22 protein-coding genes, 3 pseudogenes and 1 riboswitch are annotated in these 22514 nt (G+C 71.0%); of the genes and pseudogenes, 14 read left to right on the top strand and 11 right to left on the bottom strand.

All coding sequences use genetic code 11. The features are described 5' to 3' along the window. Nucleotides 1-133: 133 nt before the first annotated feature. Both N8I84_RS01600 and N8I84_RS01595 read left to right on the top strand, forming a co-directional pair. Nucleotides 134-259 (top strand): annotated as a pseudogene (locus N8I84_RS01600) (IS630 family transposase); the annotation flags it as partial. A 32-nt stretch (nt 260-291) separates the two neighbouring features. Then, a riboswitch (ZMP/ZTP riboswitch) is annotated at nt 292-376 on the top strand. Nucleotides 377-406: 30 nt separating this feature from the next. After that, nucleotides 407-1564 (top strand): phosphoribosylaminoimidazolecarboxamide formyltransferase, encoded by a 1158-nt coding sequence (locus tag N8I84_RS01595; protein WP_263227579.1) that lies wholly within the window; start codon nt 407-409, stop codon nt 1562-1564. A gap of 1335 nt (nt 1565-2899) precedes the next feature. On the opposite strand, the gene N8I84_RS01590 is transcribed toward N8I84_RS01595, so the two are convergent. Next, nucleotides 2900-3535, bottom strand: a complete 636-nt coding sequence (locus N8I84_RS01590) for a TetR/AcrR family transcriptional regulator (protein WP_263227578.1) — start codon at nt 3533-3535, stop codon at nt 2900-2902. Nucleotides 3536-3627: 92 nt separating this feature from the next. Between N8I84_RS01590 and N8I84_RS01585 the strand changes: the two genes are divergently transcribed. Next, nucleotides 3628-4311, top strand: a complete 684-nt coding sequence (locus tag N8I84_RS01585; RefSeq protein ID WP_263227576.1) for a class I SAM-dependent methyltransferase — start codon at nt 3628-3630, stop codon at nt 4309-4311. A gap of 358 nt (nt 4312-4669) precedes the next feature. Here the strand turns inward: N8I84_RS01585 and N8I84_RS01580 are convergent, their stop codons facing one another. After that, on the bottom strand, nt 4670-5224 hold the full coding sequence (locus N8I84_RS01580) for a histidine phosphatase family protein (RefSeq protein ID WP_263227574.1): 555 nt from the start codon (nt 5222-5224) through the stop codon (nt 4670-4672). Nucleotides 5225-5481: 257 nt separating this feature from the next. On the opposite strand from N8I84_RS01580, the gene N8I84_RS01575 reads away from it, so the two are divergent. The 4 genes from N8I84_RS01575 to N8I84_RS01560 all read left to right on the top strand — a co-directional run bounded on the left by N8I84_RS01575 (nt 5482) and on the right by N8I84_RS01560 (nt 8078). Further along, a complete protein-coding gene (locus N8I84_RS01575; protein ID WP_263227572.1) occupies nt 5482-5703 on the top strand; it encodes a CbtB-domain containing protein in 222 nt (73 codons plus the stop codon). Nucleotides 5704-5722: 19 nt separating this feature from the next. Next, entirely contained in the window at nt 5723-6481 is a 759-nt protein-coding gene (locus N8I84_RS01570; RefSeq protein ID WP_263227571.1) for a CbtA family protein, read from the top strand. A gap of 230 nt (nt 6482-6711) precedes the next feature. Next, nucleotides 6712-7716 carry a DUF1259 domain-containing protein gene (locus N8I84_RS01565; protein WP_263227569.1) on the top strand — a complete coding sequence of 335 codons (1005 nt, stop codon included), beginning with the start codon at nt 6712-6714 and terminating at the stop codon, nt 7714-7716. Then, complete coding sequence (locus N8I84_RS01560; RefSeq protein ID WP_263227567.1) at nt 7713-8078, top strand: hypothetical protein; 366 nt, start codon at nt 7713-7715, stop codon at nt 8076-8078. Before N8I84_RS01565 ends, N8I84_RS01560 begins: the two co-directional genes overlap by 4 nt. A gap of 369 nt (nt 8079-8447) precedes the next feature. Here the strand turns inward: N8I84_RS01560 and N8I84_RS01555 are convergent, their stop codons facing one another. The 3 genes from N8I84_RS01555 to N8I84_RS01545 form a co-directional block, all read right to left on the bottom strand. Then, nucleotides 8448-9377: a hypothetical protein gene (locus N8I84_RS01555; RefSeq protein WP_263227566.1), complete on the bottom strand. Its 930-nt coding sequence runs from the start codon at nt 9375-9377 to the stop codon at nt 8448-8450. A 102-nt stretch (nt 9378-9479) separates the two neighbouring features. Beyond that, complete coding sequence (locus tag N8I84_RS01550; RefSeq protein ID WP_263227565.1) at nt 9480-9929, bottom strand: hypothetical protein; 450 nt, start codon at nt 9927-9929, stop codon at nt 9480-9482. Between the two features lie 228 nt (nt 9930-10157). Next, a complete protein-coding gene (locus tag N8I84_RS01545) occupies nt 10158-10805 on the bottom strand; it encodes a phosphatase PAP2 family protein (protein WP_263227563.1) in 648 nt (215 codons plus the stop codon). A gap of 221 nt (nt 10806-11026) precedes the next feature. Here N8I84_RS01545 and N8I84_RS01540 point away from each other — a divergent pair, with 221 nt between their 5' ends. The 3 genes from N8I84_RS01540 to N8I84_RS01530 are packed head-to-tail and all read left to right on the top strand — an operon-like array spanning nt 11027 to nt 13639. After that, a complete protein-coding gene (locus N8I84_RS01540; protein ID WP_263227562.1) occupies nt 11027-11407 on the top strand; it encodes a BlaI/MecI/CopY family transcriptional regulator in 381 nt (126 codons plus the stop codon). 5 nt (nt 11408-11412) lie between these two features. Beyond that, a complete protein-coding gene (locus N8I84_RS01535; RefSeq protein WP_263227561.1) occupies nt 11413-12381 on the top strand; it encodes a M56 family metallopeptidase in 969 nt (322 codons plus the stop codon). 34 nt (nt 12382-12415) lie between these two features. Beyond that, a complete protein-coding gene (locus tag N8I84_RS01530) occupies nt 12416-13639 on the top strand; it encodes an MFS transporter (protein WP_390898825.1) in 1224 nt (407 codons plus the stop codon). Nucleotides 13640-13730: 91 nt separating this feature from the next. Here the strand turns inward: N8I84_RS01530 and N8I84_RS01525 are convergent, their stop codons facing one another. Beyond that, nucleotides 13731-14138 carry a (2Fe-2S) ferredoxin domain-containing protein gene (locus N8I84_RS01525; RefSeq protein WP_263227559.1) on the bottom strand — a complete coding sequence of 136 codons (408 nt, stop codon included), beginning with the start codon at nt 14136-14138 and terminating at the stop codon, nt 13731-13733. Further along, entirely contained in the window at nt 14135-16111 is a 1977-nt protein-coding gene (locus N8I84_RS01520; RefSeq protein WP_263227557.1) for a heavy metal translocating P-type ATPase, read from the bottom strand. The genes N8I84_RS01525 and N8I84_RS01520 overlap by 4 nt, the downstream gene beginning before the upstream one ends. Nucleotides 16112-16222: 111 nt before the next feature. On the opposite strand from N8I84_RS01520, the gene N8I84_RS01515 reads away from it, so the two are divergent. Continuing rightward, nucleotides 16223-16627, top strand: coding sequence for an ArsR/SmtB family transcription factor (locus N8I84_RS01515; protein WP_263227556.1), 405 nt, complete (start codon nt 16223-16225; stop codon nt 16625-16627). Between the two features lie 276 nt (nt 16628-16903). On the opposite strand, the gene N8I84_RS01505 is transcribed toward N8I84_RS01515, so the two are convergent. Beyond that, a complete protein-coding gene (locus tag N8I84_RS01505; protein ID WP_263227554.1) occupies nt 16904-17422 on the bottom strand; it encodes a hypothetical protein in 519 nt (172 codons plus the stop codon). 101 nt (nt 17423-17523) lie between these two features. Beyond that, nucleotides 17524-17709, bottom strand: a pseudogene (locus N8I84_RS01500) (hypothetical protein); the annotation flags it as partial. A gap of 396 nt (nt 17710-18105) precedes the next feature. Between N8I84_RS01500 and N8I84_RS01495 the strand changes: the two are divergent. Beyond that, nucleotides 18106-19518, top strand: coding sequence for a hypothetical protein (locus tag N8I84_RS01495; protein ID WP_263227550.1), 1413 nt, complete (start codon nt 18106-18108; stop codon nt 19516-19518). A gap of 11 nt (nt 19519-19529) precedes the next feature. Here N8I84_RS01495 and N8I84_RS01490 read toward each other — a convergent pair whose 3' ends face one another. Then, nucleotides 19530-21104 carry a Na+/H+ antiporter gene (locus N8I84_RS01490; protein WP_263227548.1) on the bottom strand — a complete coding sequence of 525 codons (1575 nt, stop codon included), beginning with the start codon at nt 21102-21104 and terminating at the stop codon, nt 19530-19532. Between the two features lie 233 nt (nt 21105-21337). On the opposite strand from N8I84_RS01490, the pseudogene N8I84_RS42985 reads away from it, so the two are divergent. Beyond that, nucleotides 21338-21454: pseudogene (locus N8I84_RS42985) on the top strand (hypothetical protein); the annotation flags it as partial. Here N8I84_RS42985 and N8I84_RS01485 read toward each other — a convergent pair. Further along, entirely contained in the window at nt 21442-21999 is a 558-nt protein-coding gene (locus N8I84_RS01485) for a hypothetical protein (RefSeq protein WP_263227547.1), read from the bottom strand. The pseudogene N8I84_RS42985 and the gene N8I84_RS01485 overlap by 13 nt on opposite strands. A 396-nt stretch (nt 22000-22395) precedes the next feature. Between N8I84_RS01485 and kdpF the strand changes: the two genes are divergently transcribed. Next, the gene (gene kdpF / locus N8I84_RS01480; protein ID WP_067057375.1) at nt 22396-22485 is read left to right on the top strand and encodes a K(+)-transporting ATPase subunit F; all 90 of its coding nucleotides are present in this window, start codon (nt 22396-22398) and stop codon (nt 22483-22485) included. Nucleotides 22486-22514 lie beyond the last annotated feature (29 nt).

The following is a 22514-nucleotide window of genomic DNA, read 5'->3' as shown; positions in this document are numbered from 1 at the left end:
GGCCCCTACTTGTCCCCTGGTGTCCGGGCTAGGACTCCGGGGCCAACGACTGGGCTTACATCGACCTCGCCAGCGGTGCTTCCGGCCACCGCCACCTGCTGATCCGCCGAAACCGAACCACCGGCGAACTCGCCTACGCTGGCGCAACGCCAACGCCCGGCACCGCTACGTCCTGGCCGCCGAGCGCCGAGAACGCGCCCGCATTCGCAGCGAGAAGGGCTTCCGCTGGGGCAGGCGCCCTTGTGTCTTTGCGGTCTGAGCGGTCACGTCGTACTGCTTGCCGATAAAGTTGGGCCCGGCCGCAACTGGCGAGGGTGGATCACCACCGGGGAGTGGCCATGTTCCGATGTGAGCGTCGACCGCCTGGGCGCCTCCATCAGCGATGTCCCGCTGAGGAGGCCAGAACGTGGAACTGCGCTACGGAACCAATCCGCACCAGGCAGCGGCGCCCGCCGCTCCGGTGATGCCCGACCGATGGCCAGTTCGGGTGCTGCACGGACAACCGTCCCTCATCAATTTGCTGGACGCGCTCAACGGGTGGCAGCTCGTGCGTGAGGCGAGCCAATCGCTTGGCAGGCCGGCAGCAGCTTCCTTCAAGCACGTCTCACCCGCCGGCGCGGCCGTGTCCGGCCCCGTCGACGAGGTCACCGCGGGGCTCTACGGCGTCGCAGGCGACAGCGTCGGCGCCCTGACCAGTGCTTACCTGCGCGCGCGTGATGCCGATCCGAAGTCCTCCTACGGCGACTTCGCCGCCGTCTCCCACCCGGTTGACGCCGAGCTCGCCGAGCTGCTGACCAGCGTGGTCTGCGACGGCATCATCGCCCCCGGCTACGCACCGGGCACAGTCGAGCGGCTCAGCAGGAAGAAGAACGGCCGCTTCCTGGTCTTGGAGGCAGACAAGACGTTCACACCTTCACAGTTCGAAGCGCGGGAAGTCTTCGGCCTGCGGCTGGCCCAGGAACGCGATCAGGTGCAGCTTTCCACCGCCCTGCTCGACGCCCCCGTGGTCGGTGCACTGCCCAAGACCGCAGTGGACGACCTGCTGCTGGGGCTGGCGGTCATGCGCTACACCCAGTCCAATTCGGTGTGCTACCTGCGGGACGGGATGACCTTGGGGATCGGTGCCGGCCAGCAGTCCCGTGTCGACTGCACCCGTCTGGCCGGGGGCAAAGTCGACACCTGGTGGCTGCGACGCCACCCGGCCGTGCGCGCCCTCGCCTTCCAACCGGGCGTCCGGCGCCAGGACCGGATCAACTGGCAGATCCGCTTCATCGAGGGCGACCTCACCCCGGACGAGAGCGGGCGCCTGGCACAGGTACTGTCCACACCGGCCGACGCGCTGACCCCGGATCAGCGTGAGCAGTGGCGGCAACGCCTCACCGGCGTCGCCTTCGTCTCCGATGGCGCACTGCCCTTCCGTGACAACGTCGACCACGCCCACCGCCACGGCGTTGAATACATCGCCGAGCCGGGCGGATCCATCAGGTCCGACGAGGTCGAGAACGCCTGCCGCGAGCACCAGATCACGCTCACACGCACGGGCCTCAGACTGTTCCACCACTGACGACACCGGGGTCGACTGCCGAGACCCCGAGTCTCTGTCCGCTGTTCCTGTCGCGATCAGCCGTTGTCAGCCGGAGCGGCGGAGCAAGCCGGTGAACCTACGCGGTCAGAGCACTAGATCGGATAGTCGATCTGAGCGATGTCCTCGGCAAGATCTTCAAGCCGCACTTCAGGTGCAAGGCCGAGACGACTTCCTGTGTGAGCGGTTTGAGATCACAGACGTGCTGGACGGCTTCCAGTGCCGGTGCCATCTCGTAGTACTCGTCGGAGAACTGCACGTAAGCCTCGGCAGTGCCTTCCAGCAAGAGAGGGAGGGGCCTTCCGATCGCGGTCGGTGTCGCGGTGCCAGCGGATGAAGGCGCGGGCGGCGGAGCGGGGTGCGTCGCAGGCCGGGAACCGACGCGGTCCGGCTGCGGGCGGCGCTGTATCCGTTTCCAAAGCCGCCGCCGGTCCGGCGCCGCTCACGGCAGTACCCAGGCGGCCGACCACACCCGTGGCGGTCCGCGCGCCCGCCCCGACGCCGCCGGGGATGAATCCGGGTGCGCGGTGCGCACCGCACTGGACGATGCGCCGCATCGTGCGAACCGAGGCGCACCACCATGCGCCGCATCCTGGGCACCGGTGCGCGCACGGGCCACCCACCGCATCAAGGAGTCTCGGGCCGGACTGGCTCATCGGTCTCCCCGCCACCCCGCAGGATGATCGTGCCTGAGTCCGGAATCTACGAATGCGACTGCGGTCAGTCGCACGAGTACAGCACGGACGTGAAAGGGCACCGGTTCCCCCCGCTCCAGGACGGCTGCACAGGCAGCGGATGGAAGCTGAAGACTGCCATGCACCCCAGCGCCTGACCTGGCCGACACGGACGGCTTCGTAGCCCTCCACCAGTGGGCGATCCCCGAACGGCACTTCCCGGAATGTGGTGCGGTGCCGGGTCGGCTGGGCTCCGGCTATGCCGCCGGTGTCAGGTGGCCCTTCGGTGTCCAGGTCTTCGGTTCTCTGGTCGGGCGGCGGTGGTGGGTCCGGCGCACACGAACTTCCTGTACCGCACCCAGCCCAGCCTGGCGAAGAGGACGTCGCGCGACTGCCTGGTCCGAGTTCAGTGCGGCCTATCCCGTGCGTGCCGAGTACGAGCAGGGCCGCCACTTCCGGACGGGGCCGACCGCCCAAGGACCGGTCAGCCTTTGATGAAGGGTGCCGGAGCAGAATCGACGGCGGTGGTTGCGGCAAGCTGTCCGAACTGCCGTACGGATACAGCTGTTCCGGAGTGGTACCACATCACCGCCCCGGTCCGCCCGGTCCGCCCGGTCCGCCGTGGGAGGCGCAGCGGTGGGGCTCAGGGGCTCAGCGGCTTCTCACGCTTCTCGGGCAGCAACGACCGCAGCGCCATGTCCGTCAACTCGGCCTCCACCCTGTCGCGGTCGGGAACGACCGCCGTGCGGAACGCGCGGCCCGCCAGGAGGGATACGAGCCACCAGGCTGCGGTGTGCGGCTCGACGTCGTCGCGGATGGTGCCGACGCTCTGGCCGCGCCGAAGCAGGTCGGCGAGCGTGTCGGCGAAGTGCCGGTGGACCTGGCGGAGGGCTTCGCCGAGCGCCGGGTCGTGAGCCAGGGCCGCAGCATCCGCGAAGAGGAATCCGTGTGAGCCGGGCTGGTGGAAGCGGTCCATGTGGGCCGGATCGAGGAAGGTCGCGAGCACCTCGGGGACCGGGCGACCGGAGTCGGCCGCCCGGTTCAGCAGTGCGGACACCGCCTCGGTGGCGTGGTCGAGAGCAGCCTGGTACAGCGCGGACTTGGAGCCGAAGTTCTGGAAGACCACCGGTTCGGTGACGCCGACGCGTCTGGCGATGTCGGAGACCTTGCCGCGCTGGTAGCCGGTCTCGGAGAAGACCTCCGTGGCCGCCGCGAGGATCGACGCGCGGCGTTCGGCGGCGGGCAGGCGCGTCCGCGTACGGGGGTGGGACTCGGTCACACCCGACATCGTATGCCGACCCTTGCCAGGCTTCTTAGTTCGGACTAAGTTAGCGGCCGTACTTAGTTGTGACTAAGTTATGGAGGAGGGCCATGTCCCTCGGACACCTGATGCACGGCAAACGCCACCCGGACACCCCCGGCGTGACGATCGGAACCCCTCACGCGTACGAAATCTTCGGCAGTCTGTGCTTCGTCGGCCTCCGCCGCCGAGCCTTCACCCGTCTCGCCGAACTCAGCGGTGCGCAAGCCGGGGACCGCGTCCTGGACGTGGGCTGCGGCACCGGCTACCTGACCCGGCACATGGCCGCCCAGGTGGGCCGCGACGGCGCGGTGACCGGCGTGGATCCCTCATCGCCGGTCCTCGCCTACGCCCGCCGCAGGAAGCTCCGGCCGGGAAGTGCGCCATGTACCTACAAGGAAGGCATCGCCGAGTCCCTCGACCTACCGGACGCCTCGTTCGACACCGTCGTCACCAGCCTGATGCTGCACCACCTGCCGGAGGAGCTCCGGGCTGCGGCGCTGGGAGAGATGTGCCGTGTGCTGCGCCCCGGCGGGCGGCTCCTCGTCGTCGAGTTCCGGCCGCCGAAGAGCGCCGTCGGCCGGCATCTGGTGCACGGCGGAGCGGGGCACGCCATGGCGCACAACCGCGTCGACCTGCTCGACGGCCTCATCCGCGACGCGGGCTTCGAGGTACGGGGTGGCGGCGACGTACGTCCCTGGCTCACGTACGTGCAAGCCGTACGTCCTGCGGTAGCCGGCGATTCCGTCTCGTAGGGGGACGCGCTTGTGCGGGCGGGCTCTTGGACATGGCCTCCGTGAACGCCCTCTGTCCTTCAGCTGGACTGCTGGTCAGGGACCTGGCTGCGACGAAGCCTTCGCACGGACTCCGTCAGTGTGACGATGCCGCGTGGACAGGTAAGTCGTCGCAGCGCAGCACGGCGAGTGCCGGGCCGGCGGTCGCGGGGCACCACGTGGTGTTCGACGTGTCGCCGTCCTGGGCCGCTCGAAGGCTCTTGGCCGGGCTCCTCTTGGGAGCTGCCCTAGCGGGTGCTGCTCAGCCAAGGCCCCCCGTACACCAGTTGGCCCTCGCGTTCGGGGTGCAGGCTGCTGGCTCTGCTGGCCGCTGGTCCGGTCATCTCATGCGGAGGTTCCAGCGTCCGGATCGGCCGGTGAGCTGAACGCAGGTCAGCGGAGGCACGTCGATGCGCCAGAAGGCTTGCGCCGGAGTCATGAGGGCGTGCACCACGGCGGCACGGGCCACCGACTGGTCCGCGACGGCGAGTAGCCTGCCGGTGTCGTCCGGAAGGCCGTCCAGCCAGTCGGCGACCCGCCGGCACAGATCGGTCACCGCTTCGCCGCCGTGTGGCGCGGCGGTGGGATCCGTGGTCCAGGCGGCGAGCGCTTCCGGCTCGGTCGCGGCCAGTTCGTCGAGGCTGCGGCCCTTCCAGCTGTCCAGCTCCAGATCGCGCAGCGCCGGCTCGGTCAGGGCCTCCAGCCCGAACGCTTCGGCGGTCTGCGTGCACCGTCGGGAGGGGGCGCACAGGTAGCGGTCGGCCGGCGGCAGAACCCCCCTGGCATCACGGGCCTGTTGCCGCGCACGTGCGTCCAGCGGAACGTCTCCGTCGATGGGCACCTGCGGGGCAACCGGTCCCAGGGCGGGGGTGACCAGGATCAGCCGGATCGTCATGGGCGTGAGGCTAGTCGAGGGACGTGGTGCGCGTGCCACGTGAGGCAGACCATCTTGGCCGCTGGGCCGCGGGTCGGTACCGTCTTGGACGTCAGGACGACGGTGTGTCTGGAAGCCCGGTGAAAATCCGGCACGGTCGCGCCACTGTGTGCCGACGCCCCTCTGCTCAGGAGGCGTGCTGTCGGCGAGTCAGACCCTCGCGCCGTCGTCGCTTGCTCCACCAACACGGGACGCGTGTTCCCGAAGGAGGCCCCGCCATGGCGCAGTCCGCCATCACCTCTGCTCCGCTCTCCCCGCCCACCGTTGCCAAGCTGCCGCTTCGCGCCATCCTGCCGTGGGCGGCGTTCTTCGGCCTGCTGATGCTGGTCCTGCTGTACTTCGTCGGTGCCGAGGAGGGCGCCACCTCGCTGCTGTCCGGCGCGGGCGTGCACGAGTGGGTGCACGACGGCCGGCACCTGCTCGGCTTCCCCTGCCACTGACCGGCACGAGGACAGCCGCATGAACTCCGCAATCGTGCGGACCCTGCTGGTCCGCGGCATGCTCGCGGGCCTGGCCGCCGGGATGCTCGCCTTCGGGCTCGCACGTGTGATCGGCGAGCCTGGCGTCAACGCGGGTATCGCATACGAGGACGCGCACAGTCACGAGCACGAGGTCGAGATCGTCAGCCGCGCCATGCAGTCGACGGCCGGCCTCGCCACGGCGGTGCTCGTCTTCGGCACCGCCGTGGGCGGTATCGCGGCGCTGGCGTTCTGCTTCGCCCTCGGGCGGATCGGCAGGTTCGGGGCACGGGCCACCGCCGCCCTGGTCGCCGGTGGCGCGTTCGTCACCGTCTACCTGGTGCCGTTCCTGAAGTACCCGGCCAACCCTCCGGGTGCCAACGACCCGGACACCATCGGCAAGCGCACCACGCTGTACTTCGGCATGATCGCCCTGGCCGTGCTCGTCGGCATCGCCGCCGTGATCCTCGGCCGGCGCCTCGCCGAGCGGTACGGCAACTGGAACGCGACCGTCGCCGCAGCGGCCGCCTTCATCACGGTCATCGCGGCGGCCATGGCGTTCCTGCCGACGGTCGACGAAGTGCCCAAGGACTTCCCGGCAAGCGTCCTGTGGCAGTTCCGCATGGCCTCCCTCGGCATCCAAGCCCTGCTGTGGGCGTCCTTCGGAGTGATCTTCGGGTTCCTGGCCGACCGGGCGCTGCGCCCGCAGGCCGCCGACGACTGCGAGGCCGCGGCTACGAGGGTGCCCACCGCCATCTGATCGGCGCGTCATGCAGGGGCCCGTGCCGGGGGCGCGACCGGCACGGGTCCCTGTCCATGTCTCGGCGCCCTTTCTTCTGCTTCTGTACGCCGTTCGGCCCGACGATCCTCGCCGCTGATGGAGCCGGCATGAAGTCACCCGGATGGGGGTACTCTTCATGTCGGCTTCCTCAGCGGCGGTTTGTCTGGCCACGCAGGCACCATCGACGACGACCTCGACGAGGAGTGGTCATGTCACGCCGTTCGCATGTGAAGCCGCTCGCCGGTACGGCGGCCGCGCTCCTTCTGGTGGCGGGCTCCGGCCTGCTCGTGGGCTGCGGCACCGAGGCGGGAGACGGCGCCGCCGGCAGCGATATGCAGGCAGCCGCGGCACGGACCGCCATGCAAGGTCAGGCCCAGCAGCCCCTCCAGACGACCGCTGCGGACTGGCAGTCGCTCGCCGCCGCCCTCGGCCGCACAGGCACCGTGATGAAGGGCACCGTCTACCGCGTCCCGCTGCCCCGCAAGGACCTCACCGTCACCACCCAGGGCATCACCATCAAGCCGGGCCTCGCGCTCGGCGGCTACGCGACCTTCGCCAAGTACCACGACGGAACCATGCTCATGGGCGACCTGGTCGTCACCGAGGACGAACTGCCCAAGGTCACCGACGCCCTGCAGGCCGCCGGGATCGGGCAGACCGCGCTGCACAAGCACCTGCTCCAGCAGTCCCCGGCCATCTGGTGGACCCACGTCCACGCCATGGGCAATCCGGTCGCCCTGGCCAAGGGCCTGAAGTCGGCGCTGGCCGCCACCGCCATCCCGCCGGCCTCGCCGCCCCCGGCCACACAGCCGTCCATCGACCTGGACACCGCAGGCATCGACAAGGCGATCGGCCGCAAGGGCACCGCCGACGGCGGGATCTACAAGTTCTCCATCCCCCGTAAGAACACCGTCACCGACGGCATGCACGTGCTGCCGTCCGCCCTCGGCATCACCACCGGCATCAACTTCCAGCCGCTGGGCGGCAACAGGGCCGCCATCAACGGCGACTTCGTCATGACCGCACCCGAGGTGCAGCAGGTCATCCGCGCGCTGCGCAAGGGAGGCACCGACATCGTCGAACTCCACAACCACTCCCTGAACGACCAACCGCGCCTCTTCTACATGCACTTCTGGGCCACCGGCGACGGCGTCACCCTGACCAAGGCACTGCGCCCGGCGCTGAACGCGACCGCGCTGGCTCCCGCGTCGTGATCGGTTGGGGTCAGATCGTCTATGGCGCCGTGCTGTCGGCCGTCGTCGCCGCCGTCCTCATCGCCGTCACCCGCGGCCGCAACCGTGCCGTCGTCGCGACCGGTGCCCTGTCTGCGGCCGTCGGGCCCCTGGCCTGGAACGCGATCCTGCGCGCCGCCCACGGGGACCAGTTCTTCACCGACGCACCCGTGATCGTCTTCCCCGTCAGCTGGCAGGACACCGGCTCCGGCGTCTTCACGTTCGCCGCAGCGGCCTCCGGGTACGGGCTCGGCACGCTTGCCACGCAGCCGGCCCGCACCAGCATCCGCTACGCGCTCCTGGCCGCTGTGGCGGCCCTGCTCGTCGATGTCTACCTGTACTGAAGGGCCTGGCTGTCCTGACGCCGTCGCCTGCTACCCAAGATCAGGGCGCCGGCCACTGCGGCGGCGAGGACAACCCATCTCGGCGCCAGCCAGCTGATCGAGGTCGACGTCCACGCCGGCCGTGTCGAAGGACCATCAACGGCCTGCCCGGCGTCCACGGCGTACTCGTCGTTCCGATAAGGACCGTATCGCGCGGATCGGCCCGGGGGCCGAAAAAGCTCTCCACCCGCGGGTGGAGAGCCCGTCTTTCAGGGGTGTCCGCCGTGGCTGTCCCCGGCGTGGTGGTCTTGAGGCATGTGGTCCTGGGCGGGCAGGGGTGCTTGTCGGCCGGGTGCGGGGCGCCACCACAGGGTGGCGCCCCGCCGGGAGTTAGCCGACGTGCAGGGTCAGGGCGGCGGTGTGGAGTGTGCCGCCGGTCTGGAACTGCAGGAACAGCCGCCAGTTGCCGCAGGTGGGCAGCTCGGCGTGGAAGGTCAGGTCCGGGCCGCCGTGGTCGCCGGTCACCTTGGTTGTCGGGTGGAGGTGGGCGAACGCGGCGTCGCCCTCGTGGAAGGCGGTCAGATGGGCGTAGGTGTCCAGGTAGGGCTGCAGATCGGTGACGGGCTTGCCGTCCTTGGCGATGGAGACGGTCAGCGGGTGCGCCATCCCCGCCATGGGCTCGCCCTTGACGGTGACGGTGTACCCGTCGACGTGCGTGCTGCCGACGGGGGCGGGCAGCGGGGTCTTCGTGGCGTTGCCGGGCACGGTGACGGTGCGCGAGAGCACGAAGTCCTTGTCCTTGCCGGCCCCGGCGGCGGGGGTGAAGGAGGCGAACATGCGCCAGGAGCCCGGGGCGAGGGAGGCCAGGCCGGCACTCCAGGTCCCATCAGCGGCCATGGTGGGGTGCAGGTGCTGGAAGCCGGTCAGGTCGGAGCGGACGGCGTAGAAGTGCATCCGCCTGGTCTGGTCGACGGCGAAGGCGGTGACCGCCTTGCCGTCCGGGCCCGTGACCGTGAACCGGTAGGCCGCCTGCCTGCCCGAGGGCAGGGTGGCGTCCTTGGAGGTGAGGCGGTAGCCGTCCTGGGTGTCGGACAGGCCGTTGCCGGTGGCCATGTGGTCCATCCCGGGCTTGTCACCCATTGCCTGTGATGCGCTGGGCGAGGAGGACGCGGAGGACTTGGCGCCGTGGTCCATGCCCGGCATGGACGACGAGGAGTCGCTGGAGGAGCCGCAGGCGGCCAGCGTCAGCGCGAGAGCGGCTGCGGTGCCGACTGCGGCGAGGCTGCGGCGGCGCGTGGTGAAGCGGGAAGAAGAAGACATCGACGTGGGTCTTTCCGGGTGGGCGCACCACACCGGTGGTGCGCGGAAACGAGCAGGACACGGTGCCGGTTCCGGCCTGGGCCTGGGTCCGGCGCGCGCCTGTCACGTCCGCGCGATGCACACCTGAAGCAGGAGATCTCGTCCGCCGCCCGGTGGACCGCGCCGCCCCGTCCTGCCGGCCGCCGCCCGCAGTCGGGCCGGCGTCCACAGGGCGAGCGCTGCCCCACCTGCCACGGCGAGCAGGCCGGGGGCGGGTAGCGGGGTGCGCTCGTGGGCGGGGGTGGAGACGCACAGCATCCCGGACATCCGGGATGTGTCGGCGGCCCGGACCGTGGGGCCGGGACCGTGCCCGGCCGGCGCGGCTGTATCCATCACGGCGGCGTCGTGGCCGGCGGCCACAGGCGAGGACGCAACCGCGGTCATGACACCGTGGCAGCCCTCCGCCGCGGTGGCCGGGGCGCCGTGCATCAGGAACAGGCCGAACAGCACCGCGCACACCGCCAGCAGCCGGGCAACGCCCCGCCTGCCTGCCTGTGCGCTCTCCACGGCCATGCCCCTCCTTCTCGCCCGGTCTCGCTCCGGAGACCATACCCCCTGAGGGTATCCCTGCTCGATCTGGTTGCGCCTCCCGCCCGTGTGCGCGCCCACGCGACTGACTGGCACCCACCGGACCAAGAGTGGGGCGGTAGTCGATGATCTCGTCCGAAGAGCCGAATCCCACAGGTTGAACCAGCCTGGCGGTGGTGGCGAAGCAAGTCGGGTGTTTCGCTGCTCAGGGCGTCAGCGAACGGCGTGGGCGCCGGCTGGAGGCGCGGTCAGTACGGGCTTCAGTGCGCCGGTGCTGAGCCGGGTGACGAGCGGGATGGCGATGCGGCCCAGGATGCGGGCGGCCAGGTAGGCGACCGGCATGGCCAGGAGTGCGGCGCCGAGAACGTCGTGGGGGTAGTGGTCACCGAGGTAGACGCGGGTGAAGCCCTCCAGGAGGGCGAAGACGGCGGCGATCGCCGCAAGGCGCCGGTCGAGGAGCCAGAGAGCGGCGACGGTCGCGGCGGCGACGGTGGTGTGTCCGCTGGGGAAGGCGTAGTCGGTTCGGGCGGGGCAGGCGCTGACGAAGTAATCGTGCGGCAGCGAGTGGCACGGGCGTACCTCCGCGACGATCTTCTTGACGACCTCGGCGACGGCGAAGGCGGCCATGACGGCGAAGGGCACGGCCAGGGCGAAGGTCATGGTGGTGGTGTCGCGGCGGCGGGCCTTCCACCAGCCAGCCAGCATCAGCACCGCGAACACGCCGAGCCCGGCATTGGTCCACAGGCTGAGCGGGGTGTTCAGCCACTTCGTGTCCCGGGCGAAATCCGTGACGGTGGTGAACAGTGAGCCGTCGATGCTGGAGCCGTCGAAGGCGAGCTGGACGACAGGGTGGGGCGTCATCAGGCGGTATCTCCCGGGGAGCAGAAGAAGGGACGGCAGACCAGGACCCGATGCCGGCGTCTATGCGTCTGTAGAAGTTGGCGTCGTACTGCAGGGTTCTGGCGGTGTGTCGAGTGGTTTGCCGCACCCGGATGGCATGGCAGACTCGACGGCGCGCTAACTTCTACGAAGCGGTAGAAGTTCTACGGAACTGTAGATGATGAACGGGAGGTAGCCAACTCATGAACAGCGGACCCGCTCCGGCGGACCGCAGACCGGGTGGCGCGCTGGAGGCCGAGGTCCTCGCCCTGCTGCAGTCCTCGCCTCAGCCGCTGACCCCCGGCGAGGTACTGGAGCGCCTGGACAACGGCCTGGCCTACAGCACGGTGGTGACGGTGCTCTCCCGGATGTTCGACAAGGGGCTGCTCACCCGGTCCAAGCAGGGCCGCGCCTACGCATATGCGCCGGTGACGGACACCCACGGTCTGACTGCCCGCCGGATGCGGCAGGTGCTGGAGTCCGACTCGGACCGCCAGGCGGTGCTGACCCGGTTCGTCGAGGAACTCCCAAGCAGCGACGAGCAGCTGTTGCGGCAGCTTCTCGGCGAGCTCGGCGAGGGGTGAGCGGCATGGTGTGGCACCTGCTGGTGTACCTGCCGCTGTTGTTTCCGGTTCCGGCTGCGTGGGCTGCCGGGCCGTTGGCCGAGCGGTTGGAGCCGCGGTTTGCGACGTGGCTGCTGACCGCGAGCGCGCTGGCCCTGGCGGCCTTGAGCTGTGCCGCGTTGGGTGTGTTGCTCGTGGCGGGTGTGGTGCGGCTGCCGTTGACCGCTCTGGCGGGTGACTGGTCGGTGAGCACCGTGCGCGCCGGCGATCCGGTTTCCACCGTGGAGGCGGTCGTGGCCGGCTTGGTGCTTGCCGTCGCACTGTCGGCGGGGATGCGGATGTTGTGGCGGCGGATGCGGGCGCTGGCGGGTGCCGTGTTCGAGGCCGCCTGCCTGCCGGGAGCAGACCGAGTCGTGGTCATGGCCGACGCCGCACCGGACGCCTACGCGATCCCCGGGCTTCCCGGCCGCATCGTGGTCTCCACCGGCATGCTCGAGGCTCTGGACGACGGGGACCGCGAGGCCATGCTCGCCCACGAGAGCGCCCATCTGGCGTGTCACCACTACGCGTTCGTCGCGGTCGCTCAGCTGGCCGCCACCTGCAACCCGCTGCTGAGGCCGGTGGCCTCCGCCGTCGCCTACACCATCGAGCGCTGGGCGGACGAGCGTGCGGCGACCGCGTGCGGGGACCGTCGTCAGGTCGCCCGCGCCATCGGCAAGGCCGCCCTGGCCACTACGCGCCGCCCAGCCCGCAAGGGCCTGTCCGGCGCGGTGCTCGGCCTGCTGGGCCGCCGCCGCAACCCACTCAAGGCCGCGGGGCCGGTTCCCCGCCGCGTTGCCGCACTGCTTGCCGAACCCCGGGTGTACTCGCTGCCGCTGAACCTTCCGCTCCTGCCGCTGGCCGGGGCGGCGGCCATAGTCGGCTCCAGTGCCGTGTGCGCCTTTGCCGCCGCCCACGACCTGCACCTGCTGCTCAAAGTCGCAGGAGCCGGCTGACCCGCCCGCCACGCCCTCGCCCAGGAGGCAACCGGTGCCGACCACTACCCCCGACTCCAGCCGCATTCCGGGCCGGGTCCGGCTGTGGCCCCTGTACGCCGCGGGGTTCACCACCGCATTCGGCGCCCACAGCGTCGCCGCCAACCTGGGCCGCTTCACCACCGGCCACCATGACTCCCTGCTCGTCCTCGGCGGCCTGCTCGCCCTCTACGACGGCGCGGAGGTCCTGCTGAAACCCGTCTTCGGCACCCTGGCCGACCGGGTCGGCGCCCGCCCCGTCCTCCTGGGCGGGCTGATCGCCTTCGCCGCGGCTTCCGCGTTGTTCGCCGTGGCCGATCACACCGCATGGCTGTGGGCGGCCCGCCTCGGCCAAGGAGCGGCCGCGTCCGCCTTCTCCCCGGCCGCCAGTGCGCTGGTCGCCCGCCTCAATCCGGCCGCCAAGCGCGGCCGGGCCTTTGGTTCCTACGGCTTCTTCAAGAGCATCGGCTACACCGCCGGCCCCCTCCTCGGCAGCCTCCTGGTCGCTGTCGGCGGCCTGCCGCTGCTGTTCACCGCCATGGCCGCCCTCGCCGCCGCAGTCGCCGTCTGGGCAGCCCTCGCCGTACCTTCCGCCCCGCCGCTGCCCAAGGAAAGGCAGACCGTCATCGACCTCGCCAGGCGGCTCGGCCAGGGCAGCTTCCTGTGGCCGACGGCTGCTCTGGCGGCGGCCACCGCGGCACTCGCTGCTGGTGTCGGCTTCCTGCCCGTCGCCGGCGCCGCTGCGCACCTTGGGCCCGTCGCCACGGGTGCGGTCGTGTCCCTGCTCGCGGCGAGCGCTGCCCTCATCCAGCCTCGCGCCGGGGCCGCCCTCGACCACGGGCGCATCACCACCACCGCGGGGATCCGCGCCGGACTCGCGATCACCGCGGCAGGCCTCGCCGTGGCGGCACTGCCCGGTCTGGTCGGCCTTCTGCTCGCCGCTGTACTGATCGGAGCGGGAACCGGATTGATCACCCCGCTCGGCTTCGCGGCTCTGGCGGAAGCCAGCCCGGCCGAGCGGCTCGGCCAGACGATGGGCGCCGCAGAACTCGGCCGTGAACTCGGCGACGCAGGCGGACCCGTCCTCGTCGCCGCGGTCGCCGCGGCCAGCACGCTCAGCGGCGGCCTCGCCGCCCTCGCCGTCCTGACCGCCGCTGCGCTCTTCACCCCCCGTCCTGCCGCGGGCAGCCCGACGATTGACCGAGAGCAGGGTGATCAGGCGCAATCCGCTGAACGATGACTCCGGCACCGCTGAAGGAATGGCAGGGCCCTCGGGCCCGGGTGGCGAAAGCCGACACGGGGCGCTCGCTGCGCTGTCTGGACCGGGCGGGTCAGCTCTCGACGGCTTGGCGGATGCGGCGGGAGGGAGTGAACGCGTACAGGTCGAGCACGCCTGGCGGGTCGGCGAGCCCGGGACCGCCGGAGCGCACCCAGGTGGCGATGTCGTCGGTGGCGTCGAGGTCGTTGACCAGGCCCAGCCATACCGGGCGTCCGCCGGCCACACGTCCGGCGGCGGAGGGCTGGACGACGATGACGTTGGCCTGCTCGCAGGCGTCCAGGCAGTCGGTCACCCGCACCTGAGCGGTGTCCTCCAGCGCGCGGCGTAGCCCGGCCAGTTGGGCAGCGTGGTCGACATTGGGGATCTTGGGGGTGCCGCAGCAGCAGCCGCGGCAGACGGTGACGGTGCATCGGTCTGCCCCTGCCGTGGTGGGGGCAGCCTTGCGGGCGCGGCGGCTCACCGGCCGGTCCCGGCGTGGGCGCGGCGCCAGGCGCTGTCGGCGAGCAGGCGCAGGCCGTTGAGGCCGACGATGACGGTGGACCCTTCGTGGCCTGCGACACCCATTGGCAGGGGCAGGGTGCCGGCCAGGTCCCAGATGGCCAGGCTGTTGATGAACGCCGCGGCGATGACCAGGTTTTGTACGACCAGGCGGCGCGCCTGGCGGGAGAGGCGGACGACGGCGGGGATGGTGGCCAGCTCGTCTCGCACCACGACCGCGTCGGCGGTCTCCAGGGCGAGGTCGGATCCGGCGCGGCCCATGGCGATGCCGGTGTGGGCGGAAGCCAGGGCGGGGGCGTCGTTGACGCCGTCACCGACCACCAGCACCTTCCGGCCCGCCTGCTCCATTTCCTGCACCACACTCACCTTGTCCTGCGGGAGGAGACCCGCTCGGACGTCGGTGATGCCCACCTCGCTGGCGAGCCGGGCCGCCGCACAAGGGTTGTCGCCCGTGACGAGCACCGGAGCGCTGCCCGCCAGCTCGCCCAGGGCCGCGACGGTCGTGGCGGCCTCCTCGCGGAGCCGGTCGGCGATGCCCAGCACCCCCACCGGCGTGCCGTCGAGGGTGACCAGCACGGCGGTGCGGCCTTCTTCTTCCAGGCCCGCGGCCATGGCGATGGAGGGGCGGCCGGTGGGGTTGTCCAGGAGGCGGGCGGGGCTGCCGACCGCGACGGTACGGCCCTCCACCCTCGCGCTGACCCCGGCGCCAGGGGTGGAGACGAAGTCTTCCACCAGCGGGATGCCGAGGCTGCGGAGGCGGGCGGCGTCCACGATGGCGCGGGCCAGTGGATGCTCGCTGGGATGCTCGGCCGCCGCGGCGAGCCGTAGCAGCTCGCCTTCGGACAGGCCGGAAGCGGCCAGCGGGCGGATGTCGGTCACGCGCGGGGTGCCCTCCGTCAGCGTGCCGGTCTTGTCCAGGGCGACCGCGTCCACCTGCCCGAGGCGTTCCATCACCACGGCGGACTTGACCAGCACGCCGTGGCGCCCGGCGTTGGCGATCGCCGACAGCAGCGGCGGCATCGTGGCCAGCACCACCGCACACGGCGAGGCAACGATCATGAAGGTCATGGCGCGCAGCAACGTGGACTGCAGATCGGCCCCGAAGACGAGCGGCAGGACGAACAAGGCGAGGGTGGCGGCGACCATGCCGAGGCTGTAGCGCTGCTCGACTTTCTCGATGAACAGCTGAGTGGGGGCCTTGGTCTCGGAGGCTTCCTCGACCATGGCCACGATCCGGGCGATCACCGAGTCCGACGGGTCGCGCTCGACCTTCACCCGCAAGGCGCCGGTGCCGTTCAGCGTGCCGGCGAAGACCTCGTCGCCCGCCTGCTTGGCCACGGGCAGCGGTTCGCCGGTGATGGTGGCCTGATCGACCTCACTGGCCCCGTCCAGCACACGGCCATCGGCGCCGATCCGCTCACCGGGCCGCACCAGGATGACGTCGCCCACGCCGAGCCGCTCGGTCGGCACCGTCTCCTCGGTGCCGTCATCCGCAAGCCGGGCCGCGGTCGCCGGGGCGAGGTCGAGCAGGCCGCGCACCGAGTCAGCGGTGCGGGCGGTGGCGACCGCCTCCAGAGCGCCGGAGGTGGCGAAGATGACGATCAGCAGCGCACCGTCCAGCACCTGCCCGATCGCCGCCGCCCCAAGCGCCGCGACCACCATCAGCAGGTCCACATCCAGGGTCTTCTCCCGCAGCGCCTGAAGCCCGGCCCAGCCCGGCTCCCACCCGCCGGTCGCATAGGTGAGAGCGAACAACGGACCCCACGCCCAGGCCGGCGCGCCGGCCAGATACAGCGGCAGCGCAACCAGGAACAGCACCAGCGCCGCGGCCGCCCAGCGGGCCTCGGGCAGCGCGAAGATCCGCGTTTTGCGCCTGGGCGCCACCGGCTCGCGAGCGGCCTCCGCCGGAGCCGGGCGGGTGAGAGTGGAAGACATCGAAACGGTCCCTTTAAACACAACGACGGCAGAAGGCGTCCAGCCCCACCACCGTAACAGGAACGAATGAACATCGATTCATGCGTTCATGGCGCGGCGTACCATGGGCCCATGGGTCACGGAGCCGCACCGACTTCCAGCAACGTCCCGCGCACACGCCTGGACGCGGCCAATGCCGCCAAGGTGGCCACCACCCTGCAGGCCCTGGCCACCCCTTCACGCCTGCTCATCCTCGCCCGCCTGCGTGAAGGCCCCCTGCCGGCGACCGAACTGGCCGCCGAGGTCGGCATGGAGCAGTCCGCCTGCTCCCACCAACTGCGGCTCCTGCGCAACCTCGGCCTGGTCACCGGCACCCGCAAGGGCCGCTCAGTCGTCTACGCCCTCTACGACAACCACGTCGCCGAACTCCTCGACCAGGCCCTCTACCACGTCGAGCACCTCCGCCTCGGCATGAGCGACACCGCGCTCCCCGCCCAGGAGCCCGAGCGTGAGACCGCCGCCGCCCCGAGCAACTAAGACCCCTACCGGCTCGCAGTGCACCTCGAAGCTTCGGCAGACCGCCGTGACGACCCCGAGTCCGTGCTCCCCCCGAATCGGGTCGGCGCCCCCGGACCACCGGCAGCTGTACTTGACACGCGTGCTGACGTAGCGCACGTCCGGGTCCCACCTCTCCAACAACGGGGCCGCGCACCACGGTTGTCGGGCTGAAAGCCGTAGTCGGCATCCTTCTGGACCCAACGCAACGCCGCCCTGCAGGACACCTCGATGGCGGGAGCTTCCCTCCGCTGAGGATCAGGACAGGCCGGAGGCCCTGAGGACCGCCTGGGCCGTCTCGCCGTCGATCTGCCGAACCAGGTGCTCCAGGACGTCCGTTCCTTGGCGGAGTGTCCCGCGCTCAAGAGAGCGGCGGACGCCGGTGTCGAGTTCGTGCCAGAGGAAGGGGTTGGCGGCCAGGACGCGGGGGTCGAGTTCCAGGCGGTGGCCGTAGGCGTCCCTCAGGACGAGGTGAGTGCTGACGTCGCCGTACTGCCGTACGGACGTCAGGGCGTCTGTCCGTACGGTCTGCCGACGCAGGGGGCCGCGTACGGCCAGCCAGCCGGAGCCCGCCGTGACGTGGTGCGGCAGCAGCATGACGAAGATCGCGGCGGACAGGGCGGTCCACAGCAGGGCGCGGGGGGCGGTCAGGGTGCCGGCGTCCCAGTCGATGAGCAGGGTCAGCGCGGCGAAGACGCAGGCACAGAGGGCCGCGAGCCGCGCGCTGCCGCTCCAGTGGCGGTCGCCGGCCGGTCCTGGCGGACTTCTCCTGCGCATAATGCCGACGGTAGGCGGGTGTGTGTGCGGGGGACGTGCCGCTGACGCTGTTCTAACGCCGCAGGCCCCGATCTTGACGGGATTCTGACGCCTGCGCCCGGCTAGCCCACATGGACCCTCGGGCGCAGCTTCCGGTCCGCTTCCGCGTCGCGCAGCACCTCGCGGGTGACCGGGGCCACCTCGCCCTGGCCGAAGAGGAAGAAACGGAGGAAGTTGGCGAACGGGCCGCCCTCGGTCCACTCGAAGTAGATGCGCGGGGTGCAGCCGGTCGTGTCGCGGACGCGGAGGTCCGCGGCCCCTCGGCGGCCGACCGCGAATCTCATCCCGGCAGTTGCCGGAACCAGCCTGTTCGTCAAGGAATCTGCGGCCCTCCTAAGGGCCTGGCGCGGGTGCCGTCAAGGTCCCGTCAAACCGACCTGAGAAGCCGTCAGGGAAACGTCAACGCCTCTCTCGCATGGCCGGATCCGGTCGCAGACTGATCGCCGACGGGGCGGGCGAGCGTCCATGGCGTGAGGTGGGGGAGGACCGTGACCATCACGGCCGGCACAGCGCAAGGGCCCCGTACGGAGGGCGGCGCACAGCCACGGCAGGCTGCGGTCGTCCCACCCGGAGCCAGCTCCGGACCACGGGGACGCGTGGGGCCGCGGGCGGGCGGGCCGCGGCAGCGCCTCCGTCGGCAGGCCGTGACCGCGCGTGCCGCTCTGCGCCGCCGCTTGTGGGCCACCGTGCCCAGGCGGCTGCGCCTTCTGCGCGCGGCCACCGTTCTGCTCACCGCCGCCTTGGCCGTGCTGCTGCTCGTCGCCGGGCTCACCTCGACGAGCACCTGGGACAGTGTGGCGGGACGTGACGCACCGCGCACGACCAGCGCGGCCGACCTCAACCTGGCCCTGAACGACATGGACGCGCAGGCCGCCAACATCCTGCTGTCCAGCGGCAACGCGGGGAAGGGGCGCCTGCGGACCCCGTACGACAAGGCGGTCGGCTTCTACGGCGACGCCCGCCGCGAGATCGGGCACGACCTGCGAACCCTCGCCGTCGCGGCGCAGGGCGACCCGGCCGACGAGAAGACCGTGGAGAACCTGACCGACGACTTCGCCCAGTACCAGGAACTCATCGGCCGCGCCCTGGAGAACGACGGGCGTGCCGACGGCAAGGCGTCCGCCCTGGTGGACTACCGCAGGGCGACCGACCTCCTGCAGCGCGGACTTCTGCCCGCGTCACGGGACCTGGTGTCCGCCAACGACCGGAACTTTGAGGCGGAGTACCGCTCGGCCGGCTCCACCCTGTCCGCGCAGCTCGCCGCCGTCATCGCCCTCGGCGTGCTGCTCCTCGCCGTGCTCACCGTCCTGCAGGTGTATCTGACCCGCCGGTTCCGGCGCGTCCTCAACCCGGGCGTGCTGGCCGCCACCGTCTGCACCCTGCTCGCCGTCGTCCTCGGCACACAGGTGCTGACCGCCGGCTCCGATCACCTGCGCGGCGCGCGCCGCGACGCCTTCGACTCCGTCGTCGCCCTCTCCCGGGCCCGCGCCATCGCCTACGACGCCAACGCCGACGAGAGCCGCTACCTGCTCGACCCCGAACGCCGCGACCAGTACGCGCAGTCGTTCCTCGCCAAGTCCCAGAAGCTGTACGGCCTGAAGGGCGCGACGCTCTCGACGTATGACGCCGAACTCGCCACCACCTGGCAGGCGTACGAGGCCGACCACGGCGACCTGCGTTTCACGGGGGAGTTCCGGCGCGAACTGGACAACATCACCTTTCCCGGGGAGCGGGCCGCCGCGGAGCGGACGGTGCATACGTACGCCGTCTATCAGCGCGACGACCGGAGGATCCGGGCGCTGCTGGCCGCGGGGAAGGAGCGTGAGGCGGTGGAGTTCTGCATGGACTGGAAGCCGGGAACTTCCAACGCGCACTTCGGGGCGTGGATGGCCGCCCTCGACCAGGTGACGGACATCAACCGCGAACACTTCGCGGCGTCCGTCCGGGCGGGCAGGTCGGCGGTGAGCGACCTGCTGCCCTGGGCGGGCGCTCTGCTGCTCGCGGCGATGCTGCTCACCGTGCTCGGACTGCGGCCGAGGCTGGCCGAGTTCCCCTGACCGTGGTCTCTTCAGGCGTCGGCCAGCCTGGCCTCCTCCAGGTCCAGGGACCGCTGGAGGCGGCGGCGTGTCGTGTCGCTGATGCGGTGGTCGTCGTACAGGCGCTGCAGTTCCGCCGTCTCCACCGCGATCAGGTCGCGGCGCAGCTGGCGGTAGACCAGGTCGTTGGATTCGGCTGGAACGCCGGTGCCGTTGCTCTCGGCGAGGCGGTCTCGGGCGTCGTCCAGCCGGGCCGTCAAGGCGCGGCGGAGCCGGTCGAGGACGATCTCCGGTACGGCATCCAGCTCCGCGAGTTCCTCCAGCCGGGCGAGTCCGGCATGGGCGAGGTGGGAGCGGGCCTCGACCTCTTCCCGTTCGGTGTGGGCGGGCTCCAGGGCGATGCCGGATCGGCGGACGACCGGGGCGAGGGTGAAGCCCTGCACGACGAGGGTGACGACCACGACCGAGGTCGTCAGGACGAGGACCAGCGGCCGGCCCGTGAGCGCGGTGCCGTTCTTCGCGACCTCCGGGATGGACAGGGCGGCGGCCAGCGGCATCACCCCTCGGGTGCCGGCCCAGGTCAGGACCATCGGCACCCGCCAGTTCATGCGGCTGACGCCGCCCTTGCGCTGGACGACCGCCGACAGGGGCGCGAGCCACAGCATGCGTACGGCGATGAGCGTGACGGCGACGGCGAGGGCGTACAGCGGCCAGGACCGGTCACCGTCGGACAACGCCCGCACCTGCGCGGGCAGGGCCAGCCCTATGAGGCTGAACACCACGCTCTCCAGCAGAAACACCACCGTGCCGTAGACGGCGTGCAGTTGGAGCCTGATGCGGGCGTTGGTGAGCCGGTCGCCCCGCCCGCCCAGGACCACCCCGGCCACCACGACCGACGTCACGCCCGAGGTGTGGGCGGCCTCCGCGAGCAGGTAGGCGGCGTACGGGGTGACCAGGGCGATCACCGTCTCCAGGACCGGGTCCTCGGTTCGCCGCCGGATCAGCGTCACCACTCCGGCCAGGGCCGCGCCGATCACCGTGCCGCCCCCCGCGAGCAGCAGGAACTCACCACCCGCCGCACCCCAATGGGCGGCCGCAGAGGCCACGGCGACGCCCGCCGCCACCCGGACCAGCACCAACGAGGTCGCGTCGTTGAACAGGCTCTCCGCCTGCACCAGGACCTGGACCTTCGGCGGCAGAGCCAGCCTGCGGCCGAGCGCGGTGACCGCCACCGGGTCGGTGCTGGCCAGGACCGCGCCCAGCACGAACGCCATCTGCCACGACAGCGGCGCCACCAGCGACGCCACTGCGGCCACCGCCGCGGCGGAGGCCAGGACCAGGCCGATCGCGAGGATCCCGACCGGCTGCCACACCGCGCGCAGCTCCCGCCAGGGCATGTCCTCGGCGCTCGCGTACAGCAGAGGGGGCAGCACGACCAGGCCGATGATGTCGGGACTGATTTCGATCTGCGGGGTGCCCGGCAGCAAAGCCGCGGCGAGACCGGCGACCACAAGCAGTGAGGGAGCGGGGATACGCCACCGGCGGGCGAAGGTGGCCACCACCGTGGCCAGCACCACGAGTCCGAGAACCGTCCCCACACTGCGCATGCCGCCCCCTGAAGCTCCGATCGGAGCCACTGCGGCTCCCCGCCGACCAGACTTCCCGGCACACCGCTGTCACCCTATCGGGCCTGTGGCACGTCAAGACAGTCCAACGGCCCGGTGACCAGCGGCCAAGAAAGCGCTGACAGCCGCCCTGACCGACCGCGGAAGTGCTTCCGTCAATAGAGTCCCCTTGTGCACAAGGGAGTTGATCCAGTGGGCGTGGTGCGTCGGCGGCGATGAACGGTGACGTACGGCGAGGACGGCTGAAGGTCTACCTCGGGGCGGCCCCGGAGGTCGGCAAGACCTGCCGGATGCTCAGCGATCCCGTGGCACGGGCCTGTCATTCCAGGCCGGAGGCTTCGAACACGGCGCGGGCGGTCTGACGGGCAACGCGTTGGGAGACGCGCTGCAGTGCGGTCGCCCCGCACAGCAGCAGGCCGTCTTCTGCCGCCTTCCGGGCGCCCTCGTCCAGCCGGTACCACAGCCAGGGGTTACGCACGAGGACGTCCGGGTCGATCTGCACTCGGCCGCCGAGCGCGTCCCGTAGCAGGAGCCGTGGGGACACGCCGTCCAGCCAGCGGACGGACACCAGCAACTCCGTACGGATCCCGCGCTCGCGCAGCAACCGGCGCGATGTCAGCCAGCCCTCGCCGGCAGAGACCTGAGCGGGGTACAGCACGAGGAGCAGGAGCAGCGCCAGGGCGAGCCACAGGGCGCCGCGCCAGAGCGCCAGTCGGCCAGAGCCCCAGTCGATGAGCAGGAGCAGGACGAGGAGCGCGGCGGCGCAGCGGACGGAGTTCTTCACGTCTCGGGCCCAGCGGAGGTCGTGCGCGGTGTCACCGGGTGTGTCTGGGCGAGCATCTTCCGGCGCCTTGCGCGCGTGGTCGCGACGTCCCATACCGGTGACCGTAGACGTACCGGCAGCCGGATCAACGCCTCTTGACGCCACTCTGACGAATCTGGGGCAGGGTTTGGCGCTGCCGTTGCGGAGCGTCCGCGAGCGATGGAAGCCCCATCTCTCGTCATGACCGCCCTGTGACGCCCCTCACGGAGACGCAGGACTACTCGCCGGTATGGATCAGCGCCCGTAAGAGTGCCGTCAAAGCTGTGGCGCCCGCCGTATGAGGGTCGTCAACGGACGACCGAATCCGGCTGGAGAAGCGGTTTCCTCTAACCGTTCTTGTTCCACCCGGACCTCAAACCAGGAGTTCACGATGGCCGATCTGGCCTTCGTCGTTGTCACACTGGCGGCCTTCGCGCTGGTGGCCCTCGCCGCAAAGGGGGTGACGAAGCTGTGACCGTCGAGAACATCGTCGGCCTGGTCGTGGCCGTCGCCCTGCTGGGTTATCTCGTCCTCGCCCTGATCTTCCCGGAGAGGTTCTGACGGTGACATCAGCTGCTACCGCAGCGGGC

Source organism: Streptomyces cynarae (genome assembly GCF_025642135.1).
Lineage (GTDB): Bacteria > Actinomycetota > Actinomycetes > Streptomycetales > Streptomycetaceae > Streptomyces > Streptomyces cynarae.
Note: the sequence above shows the minus strand (reverse complement) of the source record. Positions and strands in the feature narration are given on the sequence as shown.